Below are 15,900 nucleotides of genomic sequence, written 5' to 3'. Positions count from 1 at the left end.
TTAGTATCAAGAAGCGAAAATATTAAATTTCGCTTAATTTATCTAACGTATAAAGAATCAATTGATCTACGGCAGCATATGGGTCTTCTGAGAAAGTACCATTTGCTCTATTCGCAATAATTGTATTCAAGGAAACAGCGTGATGTCCTAGCAATTTGGCTAATCCATAGATAGCTGATGTTTCCATTTCAAAATTGGTAATGCGGTAGTCGCTGAACTTAAAATTGTCAATTTTGTGATTCAATTCTGGGTCTTGAATCCCTAGACGCAACACACGACCTTGTGGACCGTAGAATCCTCCAGCAGTACCTGTAATTCCTTTGAATGTTTGATTACTGCTCAGTTTTTCTTCTAACCAAGGGCTATTTTGAATGAAGTAAGGACGTCCTTTTCTCAAATCCCATTGGGTATGAGCAATAAAGGCTTCTTCCATGGCATAATTCGTAATATCCTCTATTAGATAGGAGCGCATCATATTGTCCAATCCTAAACCATATTGAGATAAAACAAAACTATTAACAGGAATATCTGCTTGTAAAGATCCCGAGGTACCAATACGCACAATATTCACCGAAGTCAGTTCTTTTTTAATTTCTCTAGTATCTAAATCAATATTGAATAAAGCATCAATTTCGTTGATTACAATATCAATGTTATCAGGACCAATACCCGTTGAAATTACGGAAAAACGCTTGCCTTTATAAGTACCTGTTTGCGTTTTGAATTCTCTTTTTTGTGTAGAAAATTCAATAGTATCAAAATGTCTCGAAATTCGATCTACTCGATTCTGATCACCTACGAAGATAATATTCTCTGCCAAGTGCTCAGGTCTTAAATTCAAGTGGTAGACACTACCATCAGGATTTAAAATAAGTTCAGATGATTTTATTTTCATATTATTCCTTTTTTATCCGCCTACACGTTTGACTTTGTAGCCTTTTTTTTGTAAATACTCCATGATTTTATCACGAAAATTCCCCTGAATGATAATTTCCCCATCCTTAGCACTCCCTCCAACTCCACAAAGTGTTTTTAAATCTTTGGCTAATGTTTTTAAATCCTCTTCGTTTCCTTCAAACCCCTTGATGATTGTGGCCACTTTGCCACCTCTGTTTTTCTTGTCCAAATGAGCTTCCAATCGTTGTTCATTAGGAGATAATGTATCAATTACTTCTTCTTGACTGAATTCAAAGTCCTTATTTGTTGAAAAAACAAAACCACCTAAGTCTTCTAAACTACTGATTTTTTTTGTCATTATTTTAAATTGGATTTATAGATCTACTTGTATTTGGTATTACTCAAAGATAGTAAAAAAAGGGAAAATGAGTAAGGAGAAAAGGGAAAAGGGAGATGAGAGAATGTAAAAAGAGTTTATCCCACTCATCTCCAATTTCCAATAATTATTTAATCAAACCTAATTCAACCAAGCGTTGGTGTAAGAATTCACCTGCTGTGATATCCTCAAATTTTTTAGGGTTAGCTTCATCAATGCAATTGTCTAAGCAATTGAGTGGCATTTCACTAATAGGGTGCATGAAGAAAGGAATCGAATAACGAGAAGTACTCCATAATTCTCTAGGTGGGTTAACCACTTGATGAATGGTAGACTTCAATCGGTTGTTTGAATGTCTAGACAACATATCTCCAACATTGATTACTAGTTCATCTTCTGCAGCGATGGCATCGATCCATTCGCCCTTGTGATTTTGTACTTGTAATCCTTTACCTTGTGCCCCCATAAGAAGAGTAATCAAATTGATATCTCCGTGAGCAGCTGCGCGAACTGCATTTTTAGGTTCATCTGTAATCGGTGGATAATGGATAGGTCTTAAAATACTGTTTCCATTTTTGACAAATTTATCGAAGTAAAATTCGTCAAGTCCCAAGTAGATGGCTAATGCACGTAAAACGTAAACCCCTGTTTTTTCTAACATTTGATACGTTTCTTTTCCAATGGGATTGAATTGAGGTAATTCTTCAACGGTTACGTTGGCAGGATAGCTTTTTTCTAATTCAGGATTGTCTTCAACATACTGCCCGAAGTGAAAAAATTCTTTTAAATCTCCTTCCGATCTTCCTTTGGCATGTTCTTTTCCAAAAGATACATATCCTCTTTGGCCTCCAATGCCAGGGATTTCGTATTTCTTTTTGGTCTCTAAAGGAAGGTTGAAAAAATTGCGAACTTCTGTGTACAGATTCTCAACTAATTGATCATCTAAGAAGTGTCCTTTTAATGCTACGAATCCAATTTCTTCGTAGGCTTGGCCGATTTCATTTACAAACTTTTGTTTACGTACCGGGTCATCCGATAGGAAATCACGTAAGTTAACACTAGGAATGTTTTGCATTTTCTAAGTTGTTATGTGCTCTTACTGTTTTTAGATGAAACAAAAGTAGGTAAAATAGCTTATACTATTAGAATATAACATTTATTTAATAGTATAAAACAAATGGAACATTGACCAATATATTCTTTTTAAGAATGCATTTTTATTACTTATTAAATAATAATGATGAAAAAAAGTGAATTAAATTTTAGAAGTACTATTTTATCTGTGTGTTTTTAGTTGACATTAAATAAGATTTTTGATAATGAAATATGAATTGTCTGAAATTTTTTTTAAATTTCGATAGAATTAAAAAATGAGATATATGAAATTACCAATTGTATTAAAAGCAAACGAGTTCGTGGTATTGGTTACTGTAGATATAGATCCAAAGTATGAATTAAAGGAAATGGATCCATTTTATGCTAGTTTACCAAAAAGTTTTAAACCTATTTTTCAGAAAAAAGACAATTCAACAATACGCGTGTATTGTATAAGTAATAATGAAGAAGATTTAATGTTTTGTCTTCGCCAAACAGGATATAAAACAGCTTTATTGTAAAGATGGACGTAGTTCACAACTTCACAATTACGAGTCTACTCATGTGAAACTGTTTCCCCTTTTGAGGTGTAAACAGTTTTTTTTTGCCCCAAAATGAGGAGGTTAACCTCAGGTCTTCCTTTATTTGTAGACTGAAGAAAGGAATTTAAAAGAAGAATGAAGACAAATGTTTTTTTGTTTTTTGTTTTTATTAAGGGGTTTGAAGTTAAGAGGAGTTAAAAATGTTAATTGGTCTCAATGTAAATATTTTATCTCAGTCTATGTCTGTTTGTTAATTTATTGATTTTACCACTGTTTTTTAAGCGATATTATTTTTTTGTTCCTATTTATTTATTTAATTTTATAATTGAAATTCTAAAATAATGAGTAATAAACGTTAAATTATTACTAAATAAAAAAAGTTCGTTTTTTTTGGTATGTTGTTTGGGATTATCTTTGTAACGTAAAAGATTGAGAATATGATATTGGCTTTAACTGTTTCATTGTTTCCCTCTTGTGGAAGTGATAATTTAACTGAAAAGGGACAAAAAGAAAATGATACAAAACAACTGGATCTCTTGAAGAAAGAAGATTCAGAAGGCGTATTTTTTAAAATATTAGCACAAGATTCTTTACAAACAATCACGATCAGTAAGAAAGGAATTGTTTATGCTAGTATGAAACCTAATGTAAAAATCGTTTTTCCTTATGAAGAACCTCTAATTGAAGGGGAAGGAAGAGTATACCGATCATCTACTGCAAATGAGAAGATCGAAATCGTTATTTATAAAGATGACAGTGCTCGTTCTTTTTTAGATGGAAGATTTGATCATTCAGTTGCTGTAAACTTGAGTAAAAAAGACGGTATTGAAACAGATTTCGCATGCTTTGGACATTACCTATACGATAAGAAATTATCTGGAAATTGGGTATTCAAAGCTTTTGAAAATAAAAGAATAGAAGAGTTGGGAATTAATCAAATTCCTTTGGTGTGTATTGATGTGAATACACGTAGCTTTTCTGGAAGTGGTGGAAATCACATGATTTATGGTGATCTTCGTTGTGAAGGAGAAAGTATTACGTTTAAAATTGTATTGTCTCCAGATTACGTTTCGTTGAGTGAAAGCAAAGAAAAAGAATTGTTAGAAATTCTTGAAGAGTGCGATCGTTACGAATTAGATGAAGATGATTTGAATTTGTTTATAGGGGAAGAATTAAAATTGCAATTTTTCAGAGATACCTATAACGTATAGCATTGGGAGTAAATAATTGAATATTAAAAAAAAGGGTGAAAACTTAATTGTTTTCACCCTTTTTTAAATCATCTGGTTTGATTGTATCTCGTCTGTCCTCTACAATTTTGTAAGCATTTACAATGCGTTTTACTAATTTATGGCGCACAATATCTTTGTCATCCAAGTAAAGCATTCCAATGCCTTCAACATCTTTCAGAATTTCTATAGCCTCTTTTAGTCCAGAAGAAACTTTGCGCGGCAAGTCAATCTGCCCTGGATCTCCAGTAATGATAAACTTGGCATTTTTTCCCATACGAGTCAAAAACATTTTCATCTGAGAATGGGTGGTATTTTGTGCCTCATCTAGAATTACAAAAGCATTGTCTAATGTACGACCTCGCATAAACGCTAGGGGGGCAATTTGAATCACGCCTTTGAATAGATAGTCTTCTAAGGTTTGTGGAGGAATCATGTCCCGTAAAGCATCGTACAAGGGTTGCATATAAGGATCTAATTTTTCCTTCATATCCCCAGGCAAGAAACCTAAGTTTTCACCAGCTTCTACTGCAGGACGTGTTAGAATAATACGCTTGACCTCTTTGTTCTTTAACGCGCGAACGGCCAAAGCAACACCTGTATAAGTTTTTCCAGTACCCGCAGGGCCTATAGCAAAAACCATGTCGTTTTTCTCCACAAATTTGACTAATTTATGCTGATTTTCCGTCATGGCCTTGATTAGTTTTCCTCCAACACCATGTACCAAGACATCGTCTAAAGCAGTGGTTTGTTGGATGTCACTATCCAATATAATGCGCTCAATCGCATTTTCATCAATCTTATTATATCGAGTGAAGTATTTGACCAAACGGACAAATTTTCGTTCAAATTCATCTAAAACTTCTTCTTCTCCATATATTTTTAATAGAGATCCTCTTGCGATTATTTTAACACGAGGATAAAGCTTTTTTAAAACGTCTAAGTGGATGTCTTGAGGTCCCCAAAACTCTTTAGGGCTAATTTCCGATAGTTCTATTATTCTTTCGTTCAATACTAATACGAATTAATTAAAAAAATAGTCTAATTTTGTATTTCAAATCTACTATAAAAAATTGATTTTTCTTATAAAAATAGAGACTAAAAAATAATGCAGAGAATAATTACATTAACAACTGATTTTGGATATACGGATTATTATGTAGGGGTTTTAAAGGGGAAGATATATTCTAATATTCAAAATTGTAATGTAGTTGATATTTCTCATGGAGTGAGAAACTATCGAGTGGCAGATGCTGGTTTTGTGCTTTCTATGGCTTATAGCCATTTTCCAAAAGGAACCATTCATATTCTATCTGTGGCCTCTGCTATCTTGCCTTTCTCGGCTGCTATATGCGTGAAATATCAAGATCATTACTTTATCGGAACGGATAATGGCGCCATTGCAGTTGCACTTGGTACGCATGAGTTTGAAGAAGCTGTTGCGATTAATCACGTAGAAGGCATGAGTACAAATGATGTGTTTGTCTACTGTGCTTACCAATTGTGCGAAGGAAAGGAGCTACAAGCAATCGGACAACCCATTGATTCTTTGTATAAGATGAATCTATTGCTTGAAAATCTCACGGTTAAACCTAATCTCATTATTGGAACATACGTGTACGAAGATAAATTCGGAAATTTAGTGACGAATATTTCGAGAGAATTGTTTGAACAAGTAGGAAGGGGAAGAAACTTTGGTATTCGAATAAAAAATCGTACAATTACAAAAATAAATGAATACTACGCCGATTTTAATGTCAATGATCCAAGTGAATTGCTCAATAAAGCTGGAGAATTACTCGCTTTGTTTAATGAAGTTGGACAATTGGTCGTGGCGATTATGTATTCAACAACAAATGAACCTGGTGGTTCTATCCGAACGTTATTAGGCGTGCATTTAGAAGATCAGTTGTTTATAGAATTTAGTGAAGAGTAATCTAAAGTAAAAAAATATGTTTGTACGTATCGTGAAACTTACCTTACAAGAGGATAAAATAGATGATTTTTTAAATCATTTTGAAAAATACAAAGACCAAATTCGAAACTTCCCTGGTTGTCAATTTCTAGAAGTATACAGAGATAAACATCAACCTAATATCTTTTTTACTTACAGCTATTGGTCTGAAGAATCAGATTTAGATACGTATAAAAAATCAACGTTGTTTGGAGAAGTTTGGCCTTATTTCAAGAAATTATTCAAAGAAAAAGCTGAAGCGTGGAGTGTGGATAAATACGCTACGTTAAAATAAACGCATTTACTCTATGAAAGCACTGTGTTTGCGCGAAATTAAATCCTTTTTTGGATCGCCAATCGGTTATTTAGTAATCATTGTCTTTTTAATTGTCAATGGAGTCTTCCTTTGGGTTTTGGATGGAGATTATAATATCCCTCAAAGTGGATTTGCCGATTTATCTCCTTTTTTCTTTTTGTCACCTTGGGTATTTTTGTTTTTAATTCCCGCGGTGACTATGCGAAGTTTTTCGGAAGAAATTAAACAAGGAACCATAGAATTGCTTTTAACTAAACCTTTGTCGCCTTGGCAAATTGTTTTAGGTAAGTTTTTTGGGGTACTTACGCTTGTACTCTTAGCGATCTTACCTACCTTGGTGTACGTTTGGGTGTTGCAAGAGTATCTCTTAGCAGGACAAACGTTTGATTTAGGAAGTGTTATTGGTTCATATTTAGGACTTCTCTTTTTGGGAGCAGCCTATGTAGCCATGGGACTTTTTGCTTCTTCCTTGACTAGTAATCAAGTAGTCTCTTTTATCTTAGCGGTCTTGTTTTGTCTGTTCGCTTCTTATGGATTAACTTTATTAGATACTGTACAAGCCTTACACGGTATTGGCAAATTGGGAATACATGCTCACTTTAGCAGTATTTCTAGGGGAGTAATTGATACCAGAGATTTACTTTACTTCATCTCCTTTTCTGCTTTATTTTTGAGTTTGACTGTATTCCGAATTAATCAATTGCGCAAATAATGAAAAGAGAGACAAAGAAAAATATTGTTCAGCTTGGTAGTTTTATTGCTGGAATTGTACTGTTAAACGGTATAGGAGCATTGGTACATCACCGTTTTGATTTGACTCAAGACAAGCGCTATACGCTTTCTCCAATTACCAATGAAATTATTGATCAGGTAGAAGAGCCTATTTTAATTGAGGTTCTGTTAGAAGGTCAATTTTCTCAAGAGTTTGTCAAACTACAAGGAGAGACGCGTCAATTACTAGAAGAATTTAGTGCTGAAAATTCAAATATTTTATTCCGTTTTGTCAATCCTTTAGAAGAAGGGGGCGGAACAGAAGATCAAATTGTAAGCAACCTATATGGATTAGGGGCGAAACCTGTTACCTTAACGGTTAATGATAAAGGGATTCAATCTCAATCTTTAGTATTCCCTTGGGCTTTTGTTAGCAAAGGAGAACAAATGGTAAAGGTTCAATTGTTGAAAAATATGATTGGAGCGAATACTGAAGAGAAAGTATTGACTTCTATTCAACATTTGGAATACGCTTTTACGGAAGCTATTGCAAAGATTAATACACCTAAATCGAAAAAGATTGCAATCTTAAAAGGCAATGGGCAATTAGAAGATCAATATATTGCAGATTTCTTAATTTCGGCCAAAGAAAATTACCACATCGCGCCTTTTACGTTAGATTCAGTTGCTAAAGCACCAGAAAAAACGCTAGCTCAATTGAAGGAATTTGATTTGGCTATTGTTGCAAAACCAACACGAGAATTTGATGAAAAACAAATAGAGGTTTTGGATCAATTCATTATGAATGGTGGAAAAACCTTGTGGTTGTTAGATCAAGTGCAAGCGGATTTTGATAGTTTACGCGCCAAAGGAACGATGTTGGCCTATCCAAAGGATCAATCTTTGGGAGAGATGTTGTTTAAATATGGTGTACGTATAAATCCACTTCTGGTAAAAGATGAGGTGGCAACTCCGATAAAATTAGCATTGGGGCGTCAAGGCAGTGAGACACAATATGGAGAGTTTATTTGGAAATTCGCTCCATTTGTTTATCCCGAATCCAATCATCCTATTGTGAAGAATATTGAAGGGGTTCGCATGGATTTTGCTTCACCAATTGATACCTTGAAAAATGGTATTCGAAAAACAGTACTCTTACAATCTTCTCAGTATTCATTGACTGTTGGTACTCCAGCAGAGATAACCTTAGATATGCTCAATGAAGAAACCACTCCTGAACTATATAAAGGAAAAGGAAATTATGTATTGGGTGTGCTGTTAGAAGGACAATTTAAGTCTGTTTTTGAAAATAGAGTATTGCCATTTGCTTTACCAAATGCGAAGAAACAAAGCGAAGAAACGAAAATGATTGTGATAAGTGATGGAGATATCATTAAAAATCAATTGGATCAGGACTATCAACCGATGGAGTTGGGCTATGATAAATGGACCAATAAGCTATACGGAAATAAAGAGTTTTTGTTTAATGCTGTCAACTATTTATTGGATGATTCTGGACTGATTAACCTTCGTACTAAGGAAGTTAAAATTCCAGTTTTAGATAAGATGAAGGTTTTTGAAAAGTATGCAACCATCCAATTTATTGTGTTAGTTGTTCCGATTGTCGTTCTGTTGGTGATTGGATTTTTATTTTCTTTCTTTAAAAGAAAGGCTTTTGTTAAAAAGTAGTGCAAATTCTGCTTTTATTATTGAAGTTAATCGAATATATTTGTAGGTGTAAAGCCTTTTACGTATAAAAATAGTTTAATATGAAATTTATAGTATCGAGTTCCTATTTGTTGAAGCAATTACAGGTATTAGGAAGTGTTATTAGTAGTAGTAATACCTTACATATATTAGACAATTTCTTGTTTGAATTGGATAATAATATCTTAAGAGTTTCAGCGTCTGACTTGGAAACAACAATGTCTGCAAGTCTAGAGATAGAATCAACTAGTCAAGGAAGTATTGCTGTTCCTGCTAAGTTATTGTTGGAAACATTGAAGACATTTCCTGAGCAACCATTGACTTTCTCAGTAAAGGAAAACAATACGATTGAAATTAGTTCAGATGTTGGAAAATATGTTTTAGCTTATTCTGCAGGAGATGAATTCCCTAAAGCAGAGAGCTTAGAAGATCCGTCAAGAACAGAAGTGTCAGCTGGTGTATTAGCAACAGCGATTAGCAAAACAATTTTCGCAGCAGGTAACGACGATTTAAGACCAGTAATGTCAGGGGTATTTTTCCAATTTGCACCGACAGGATTAATTTTCGTTGCTACGGATGCACATAAGTTAGTTAAATATTCGCGTACAGATATTACTTCACCAAGTGAAGCTAGTTTTATCATGCCAAAGAAACCATTGAATATCTTAAAGAATATTTTAATGGCGTCTGGAGCGGATGTAGTAATTGAATTTAACGATTCGAATGCAAAATTTACGTTTGATAATTATGCATTAACGTGTCGTTTAATCGACGGGAAATATCCAAATTACGAAGCTGTAATTCCAAAGGAAAACCCGAATAAATTATTATTGAATAGAGTTCAATTCTTGAATTCAGTTCGTCGTGTGGCTATTTATGCAAATAAAACGACACACCAAATCAGATTGCGTATTGCAGGTACAGAGTTGAATATTTCAGCAGAAGATATCGATTACTCAAACAAAGCAGATGAGCGTTTAACTTGTGATTATCAAGGAGACGATATGCAAATCGGATTTAACTCAAGATTCTTATTGGAGATGTTGAACAATCTTCAATCAGATGAGATTCAATTAGAAATGTCATTACCAAACAGAGCAGGTATCTTAACTCCAGTAGATGGTTTAGAAGATGGAGAAGCAGTAACAATGCTTGTAATGCCTGTTATGTTAAATAACTAATACAAAAAGGACTATACAATAGATCTTTTTTGATTAAATTAAGCTACGCATACCTTGGTATGCGTAGCTTTTTTATAGCTATATTTGTTTGTTATTGATAATAGATAAGCGAATGAAATCTTCAAAATGCATTTTAATTACTGGTGGGGCAGGCTTTATAGGAAGTCATGTTGTACGCAAATTTGTGATGGCTTACCCGGATGACATAATTGTCAATTTAGATGCACTGACGTATGCTGGAAATCTAGCTAATATCCAAGATATAGCAGATTACCCCAATTATCAATTTGTACAAGGAGATATTCGAGATGAATACTTCATCCAGCAATTATTTGAAGCCTATCAATTTACTCATGTTATTCATTTAGCAGCAGAATCGCATGTCGATCGTTCCATTGCTGATCCGTTGGCTTTTGTAACAACAAATGTGATGGGAACAGTTGTACTACTGAATGCTTTTCGCCAATTATGGGGAAACAATTGGGAAGGAAAGGTGTTTTACCACATTAGTACAGATGAGGTTTATGGTACCTTAGGGAGTGAAGGTTTATTTACAGAAACCACAGCGTATTCGCCTAATTCGCCTTATTCTGCTTCTAAGGCAAGTGCTGATCATTTTGTTCGCGCTTATGGAGAAACCTATCAAATGCCTTATTTAATTAGCAACTGCTCTAATAATTACGGGCCTAATCAATATCCAGAAAAATTAATTCCTTTAACGATTCAACATATCTTACAGCAAAAACCTATTCCTGTTTATGGAACAGGAGAAAATATTCGCGATTGGTTGTATGTTGAAGATCACGCAGAAGCCATTCACTTCATATTCGATCATGGAAAACAGGGTGAAACGTATAACGTAGGTGGTTTTAATGAAGTGAAAAATATTGAATTAGTGCATCTTTTATGTAAACTATTAGATGAAGAATTAAAACAAGAACCAGGAACGAGTCAACAATTAATTTGCTTTGTAGAAGATCGAAAAGGACATGATTTCAGATATGCAATCGATGCAACAAAATTACAAGCGCTCGGGTGGATGCCTGCTGAAAATGTGCAAGAAGGCATGCGAAAAACCGTGGCTTGGTATTTAGCTAATCAAGATTGGATTACTGCCATTGGGCAAAGAAAGTAAGGGATTTAATTTTGCAAGAAGCGAATATTGTCTCGAATATAGTCGTAATACTCTCCTTTAAAAGGGGCAATATGTTCTGCTAAGGTATCAATAGAAATCCATTTTTTGTATAAGGCAATTTCTTCTAAACAAGCAATCTTAAGTCCCGTTCTCTTTTCTACTGTTTTTACAAATTCAGTAGCCTCTACTAAAGATTCGTGTGTTCCCGTATCGAGCCAAGCAAAACCGCGCCCTAGAGGTTGAACGGATAAATTGTCTTGTTGCAGGTATAGGTTATTCAAACTTGTTATTTCCAGTTCACCACGAGCAGAAGGTTGTAATGTCTTAGCATAATTTACAGCACTATTGGGATAGAAGTATAAGCCAACTACAGCAAAGTTGGATTTGGGATTGGTTGGTTTTTCTTCAATGGAAATGGCCTTGTGTTGCGCATCAAATTCAACAACGCCATAGCGCTGTGGATCTTTAACTGTATAACCAAACACAACGGCTTTTTCTTCTTCTTGTACAGCAGTTATCGCCTGTTGTAATTTATTTTTTAAATCATTGCCGTAGAAAATATTGTCACCTAAAATTAAACAAACCGGATCGTTTCCAATAAAGTCCTCTGCAATAAGTAAGGCCTGTGCAATTCCTTCAGGTTGTGGTTGTACAGCATAGGAGAGTCGAATCCCCAATTGTACACCATTTCCTAATAATGATTCAAATAAAGGTAAATCTCGAGGTGTCGAGATAATGAGGATATCGCGAATTCCCGCTAACATGAGCGTGGATAAAGGGTAGTAAATCATTGGCTTATCGTAAACGGGTAAAAGCTGTTTCGATATAGATAAGGTAAGAGGATGTAAACGTGTTCCTGAACCACCGGCCAATATAATTCCCTTCATAGTATTGCGTTTTTTTAGAACTCAAGGTAAAGTGAGTACCAATGAGAGTTGAAAGATAAGTAAAGATTTTTGTTTAAGGGGAAATTGAATCAAAAACTTTACATGGAATTAGTAGAGTCAGCAGTAGAAAATTGAAATAGCATAGAGAAGCATTGCTTTATACGACAAGAAAGGGGGGAGGTAAACTTTGAAATTGGTAAAGGTATAAATATGTGGTTTTTATAATTAAATTTGTATAAATCTGCGCTGTGAAGAAGCTATTAGGACGATCTTCAAATATTACACAAGACAGGTAGGAGTAAAGTAATTTTAAATAGAATTAAAATGCTAGATATCAAAGTTCGATCGCATGATGCGTATACTTTAGAAATGAAAGTTGGCTTTATTAAGGGGGAAAATCCGCATAAAAGCGATTTTACAATTAATACGTGGATTTTCATGCCTAATACGTTAGATTTGAATAAAATGACGTATTCTAAAGATCAGTTTTATTCGGATGTAAAATCTAAAGTACGCTTCATTACGCCTGTGTATAAGCTCGCTGCTATTGTGGATGAAGGAGCGATTCCTTACAATAATTTGAGTGCCGCTACCCAGAATTTGTTGAGAGAAGAAACGGAGATAAATGTATATGAAATAGAGTTTCAGCTGAAGATGTTCATGGCTATTTTTAGAAGTGCCTTGCGCAATGCGGTTACTGAATTCAAACAAGTGACAGAAGATCAACATGCGGATTTAATCCAGACCTACGTCAATTCGAGTATATCCATCCGCGATAAGTATAGAGCATTAAAAGAAGAATTACACCAAAATGAATCGGTAACAGGGAAGGAATATTTGAATTATTTCAGTTTTGCAGATGAATATTTATCCTATACCTTATTGCGCTATAGTTTTTTATTGTTAGATCAATTGATGCTCGTAGCAGATGAGCGTTTTCAATTGTTACAGCAGCAAGTGAAACAATTGATTTTATCAGAGCAGGCCTATATGAAGAATATGGGGTATAGTTTCATTAAAGCCAATGAAAAGGCAACCAATCAAGCTGTTATTTACCGCTATGCCATGCTAAATAAATACGTAGAATCCGATTTAATTTTAGAATCAAATAAAAAAAAAGATAGTGATGGAGTTTTTGTACAGCAGGTGTATTATAGTCTTGCTGCAGGAATATCCATGGTTTTTGCAACGGTTGTCGCCTTTTCTTTTCAACAAAAATATGGCAACTTCACCATGCCTTTATTTGTTGCTTTGGTTGTGGGGTATATGCTCAAAGATCGAATAAAGGAATTGATGCGCTTTTATTTTGCAGGTAAATTAGGAGGAAAGTACTTTGACAATAAAACATCGATAAGTATCAAGGGAAAACAAATAGGATGGATTAAAGAAGCGGTTGATTTTATTACGGATGAAAAAGTGCCTTCTGAAATTCTCAATATTCGAAATCGCTCCGTTTTATTAGAAGTTGAAAATAGAATTCACAATGAAAAAATATTGTTATACCGGAAGAAAGTCTCTTTAGACCGGGGAGAAATGATGAAGAATAGCACCTATTTTTTCAAAGGTGTTCACGATATTTTTCGATTTAATCTAACGCGATTGTTACAGCGCATGGACAATCCCAAAGTTTCGGTGCTGAGCTTAGATGAGCAAAATGATCAAGTGATTGGATTTTATGCAGATAAAGTTTATTATATTAATTTTATCTCCCAGATTGAATATGAAGATCATACGGAATATAAACGTTATCGTATTATTTGCCAGCGTGATGGTATTCAGAAAATAGAAGAATTATTCACTTAAATAAACAACCTGAGATTGGAGAGTAAAAGGAACCTACTTTTAGTGAGCTTTAGCTTGCTTTGGTGCACTTGTAGTTTGGCTCAAGTGGATTCGTTGTATATTGGAAAATACAAGCATACCTATGGAGTATCGACAAGTTTGACACAGGAGTATTTGTCTTTAAACTATCAAGAAGAAAAAGAGGAGTTTACGTTTGAACCTAATCGACCTTTAAACATTGGATTAGCCTTTTCTTGGAAAAATTCTTCTTTGAGTTATCGCCATGGTTTTTCGGGAATGCGCGATAAAGAAAAAGGAAAAAGTAGTACGGTTGATTTACAATATCATTTGGTTGGCAAAAAATTTCTGGTCGATTTTTACTTTCAGCAATATAAAGGGTTTTATCGTTATGATGAAAATAGTAAGACCTATCTTAGCTTTAATGATTTGAGAATTAATATGTATGGAGGAAGATTTACATATGTGTTTAATTCAGATAAATTCTCAATCGGAGCGGCGAATAACAAAAATAGCATACAGAAAAAATCGGCAGGAGCTCTATTAATCGGAGCAACTAGTTTTTTAACTGTTATTAAAAATACGCCTGAATTGTTTGAAGGAATACAGGGAAATGACAGGCGAAGTTTTAGTTTTGGTCCAACTGTTGGCTATGCTTACAATTGGGTTCTTTGGAAAAAATTTTTGGTTTCTCCCTCTTTCAGTGTGGGTATTAATGGCATTTTTGATGAAAATCTTCAAACAAGAAATACGGTGTTTTATGTGAATGGGCAAATAGCGAGTACACTCAATCTCGCTTATCAAGGAGAAGGATGGGGAATAGGAATACGATCATCCTTAAGTGCAATGTACTTTGATAAAGTAGAGGGCTATACCACCCAGTTGTCCAATAAGAGTTTTTCCTTGTTTTTGACTAAGCGTTTTTCAATGAAAAAGGATCCAAAAATCTTGCAATATGACTTGATTGATTTGTTGAATCCTTCTACCTATTAGTTTTATTCCTTGATGAAATTGATAGCTTTGGAATTTAGCTCTTGTTCTCCACTGTAACGATAGCAAACCAGATGACCATTTTTAGCTACGCTATAATCTAAGCAACAAGTGTTTGAAGTTAAGATTACAGGTGTTCGATTTGGATTTATTTTCATCCAATAATGCCCAAAGAATACAGGCTTAGCTTCTTTCGTATAGAAATTCACATCTTGAACATCTACTGCTTCATCAGTGAAGTGTTTAATTACAGAAGCACTTACCGTACTTAACGTATGTGGTTTTTGAGGTTCTTCCCACCATTTTACCCGGAACGAATGGCGAATGATTCCATCTTTATCAATAAAAGATTGATTGTTGGGTAAGTTGATTTCTTTTCCTTTCAATACAATTTCTACGGCATGATACAAAGGAGTATCTGCTGTATTGGCTTCTTCGAGAAGATCCGTTGTCAAGCAATTATCCAAGAGACGCGTTTTAAGATAAGCTACGCTATCTTCATCCCAACAAGCGTGAATTGCGCGAAAGGAATCATTCTCATAATATAGTGGAAGTGTTTTAAACCATTCAATATACATTTTATACAAGTTGGGTTTTTGCATAAAAGCAGCCATGGTAATGGCGTGTTGATTAAAATTTTTCTTGCTGTGTTCGCGCAGATAACTTCCATCCGCAGTTAGGGTATTGTAACAAATGGCATTGTATTCGTGATTTCCCATTAAAGCGATGGCTTCTCCATTGTCTACCATATTTTTGATAATCTCTAGTACTTCAACAACATTTACACCGCGGTCAATATAATCGCCTAAAAAGAGTACTTTTCTTTCTGGATGCTGGTAGCAGTTGCCTTTTAACTTGTAGCCTAAGGCACCTAATAAATTTTTTAAATCGTTGCTGTGACCATGTATATCACCGATAATATCAAAATTGTTAAAGTTTTTTTGAATTCGATTCATAGTTTAGGTATGTATGAAAAAAATGGTTAGTAGTTGGTTTAAATAAAAGAATAAAATACTAATATTCTTAGAAAGAAACAAATAAATAATCTTCTAATTTTAAAGAAAAAAAGAAATAAAAAAA

General features: G+C 34.3%; 16 protein-coding genes. 10 read left to right on the top strand and 6 right to left on the bottom strand.

Annotation, left to right across the window (positions count from 1 at the left end; genetic code table 11):
- Window positions 1-22: 22 nt before the first annotated feature.
- The 3 genes from AWV75_RS07100 to AWV75_RS07090 all read right to left on the bottom strand — a co-directional run bounded on the left by AWV75_RS07100 (window position 23) and on the right by AWV75_RS07090 (window position 2,348).
- Entirely contained in the window at window positions 23-895 is an 873-nt protein-coding gene (locus AWV75_RS07100) for a nucleoside phosphorylase (RefSeq protein ID WP_060873722.1), read from the bottom strand.
- 12 nt (window positions 896-907) lie between these two features.
- Complete coding sequence (locus tag AWV75_RS07095) at window positions 908-1,255, bottom strand: translation initiation factor (RefSeq protein WP_060873721.1); 348 nt, start codon at window positions 1,253-1,255, stop codon at window positions 908-910.
- 145 nt (window positions 1,256-1,400) lie between these two features.
- Window positions 1,401-2,348: an isopenicillin N synthase family dioxygenase gene (locus AWV75_RS07090; RefSeq protein ID WP_060873720.1), complete on the bottom strand. Its 948-nt coding sequence runs from the start codon at window positions 2,346-2,348 to the stop codon at window positions 1,401-1,403.
- Between the two features lie 304 nt (window positions 2,349-2,652).
- On the opposite strand from AWV75_RS07090, the gene AWV75_RS07085 reads away from it, so the two are divergent.
- Window positions 2,653-2,889 carry a hypothetical protein gene (locus AWV75_RS07085; protein WP_002986691.1) on the top strand — a complete coding sequence of 79 codons (237 nt, stop codon included), beginning with the start codon at window positions 2,653-2,655 and terminating at the stop codon, window positions 2,887-2,889.
- A 458-nt stretch (window positions 2,890-3,347) separates the two neighbouring features.
- A complete protein-coding gene (locus AWV75_RS07080) occupies window positions 3,348-4,121 on the top strand; it encodes a hypothetical protein (protein WP_060873719.1) in 774 nt (257 codons plus the stop codon).
- Between the two features lie 43 nt (window positions 4,122-4,164).
- Here the strand turns inward: AWV75_RS07080 and AWV75_RS07075 are convergent, their stop codons facing one another.
- Window positions 4,165-5,151 (bottom strand): PhoH family protein, encoded by a 987-nt coding sequence (locus AWV75_RS07075; RefSeq protein ID WP_060873718.1) that lies wholly within the window; start codon window positions 5,149-5,151, stop codon window positions 4,165-4,167.
- A 96-nt stretch (window positions 5,152-5,247) separates the two neighbouring features.
- On the opposite strand from AWV75_RS07075, the gene AWV75_RS07070 reads away from it, so the two are divergent.
- From AWV75_RS07070 to rfbB, 6 genes are all read left to right on the top strand, one after another.
- Window positions 5,248-6,075, top strand: coding sequence for an SAM hydrolase/SAM-dependent halogenase family protein (locus AWV75_RS07070; protein ID WP_002986684.1), 828 nt, complete (start codon window positions 5,248-5,250; stop codon window positions 6,073-6,075).
- Between the two features lie 16 nt (window positions 6,076-6,091).
- On the top strand, window positions 6,092-6,388 hold the full coding sequence (locus tag AWV75_RS07065; protein WP_060873717.1) for a putative quinol monooxygenase: 297 nt from the start codon (window positions 6,092-6,094) through the stop codon (window positions 6,386-6,388).
- 13 nt (window positions 6,389-6,401) lie between these two features.
- On the top strand, window positions 6,402-7,121 hold the full coding sequence (gene gldF / locus AWV75_RS07060; RefSeq protein ID WP_060873716.1) for a gliding motility-associated ABC transporter permease subunit GldF: 720 nt from the start codon (window positions 6,402-6,404) through the stop codon (window positions 7,119-7,121).
- Window positions 7,121-8,809, top strand: a complete 1,689-nt coding sequence (gene gldG / locus AWV75_RS07055; protein WP_060873715.1) for a gliding motility-associated ABC transporter substrate-binding protein GldG — start codon at window positions 7,121-7,123, stop codon at window positions 8,807-8,809. Before gldF ends, gldG begins: the two co-directional genes overlap by 1 nt.
- 80 nt (window positions 8,810-8,889) lie before the next feature.
- Window positions 8,890-10,008 carry a DNA polymerase III subunit beta gene (gene dnaN / locus AWV75_RS07050; RefSeq protein ID WP_002986677.1) on the top strand — a complete coding sequence of 373 codons (1,119 nt, stop codon included), beginning with the start codon at window positions 8,890-8,892 and terminating at the stop codon, window positions 10,006-10,008.
- Between the two features lie 112 nt (window positions 10,009-10,120).
- A complete protein-coding gene (gene rfbB, locus AWV75_RS07045) occupies window positions 10,121-11,143 on the top strand; it encodes a dTDP-glucose 4,6-dehydratase (RefSeq protein ID WP_060873714.1) in 1,023 nt (340 codons plus the stop codon).
- 5 nt (window positions 11,144-11,148) lie between these two features.
- Here the strand turns inward: rfbB and rfbA are convergent, their stop codons facing one another.
- A complete protein-coding gene (gene rfbA, locus AWV75_RS07040; protein ID WP_060873713.1) occupies window positions 11,149-12,030 on the bottom strand; it encodes a glucose-1-phosphate thymidylyltransferase RfbA in 882 nt (293 codons plus the stop codon).
- Window positions 12,031-12,354: 324 nt separating this feature from the next.
- Here rfbA and AWV75_RS07035 point away from each other — a divergent pair, with 324 nt between their 5' ends.
- Entirely contained in the window at window positions 12,355-13,833 is a 1,479-nt protein-coding gene (locus tag AWV75_RS07035; RefSeq protein WP_060873712.1) for a hypothetical protein, read from the top strand.
- 15 nt (window positions 13,834-13,848) lie between these two features.
- The gene (locus AWV75_RS07030) at window positions 13,849-14,823 is read left to right on the top strand and encodes a DUF4421 family protein (protein WP_060873711.1); all 975 of its coding nucleotides are present in this window, start codon (window positions 13,849-13,851) and stop codon (window positions 14,821-14,823) included.
- Between the two features lie 2 nt (window positions 14,824-14,825).
- On the opposite strand, the gene AWV75_RS07025 is transcribed toward AWV75_RS07030, so the two are convergent.
- A complete protein-coding gene (locus AWV75_RS07025) occupies window positions 14,826-15,776 on the bottom strand; it encodes a metallophosphoesterase (protein ID WP_060873710.1) in 951 nt (316 codons plus the stop codon).
- Between the last annotated feature and the right edge of the window lie 124 nt (window positions 15,777-15,900).

It is taken from the genome of Myroides odoratus (assembly GCF_001549985.1).
Lineage (GTDB): Bacteria > Bacteroidota > Bacteroidia > Flavobacteriales > Flavobacteriaceae > Flavobacterium > Flavobacterium odoratum_A.
This window is presented reverse-complemented; position numbering and strand designations above follow the sequence as displayed.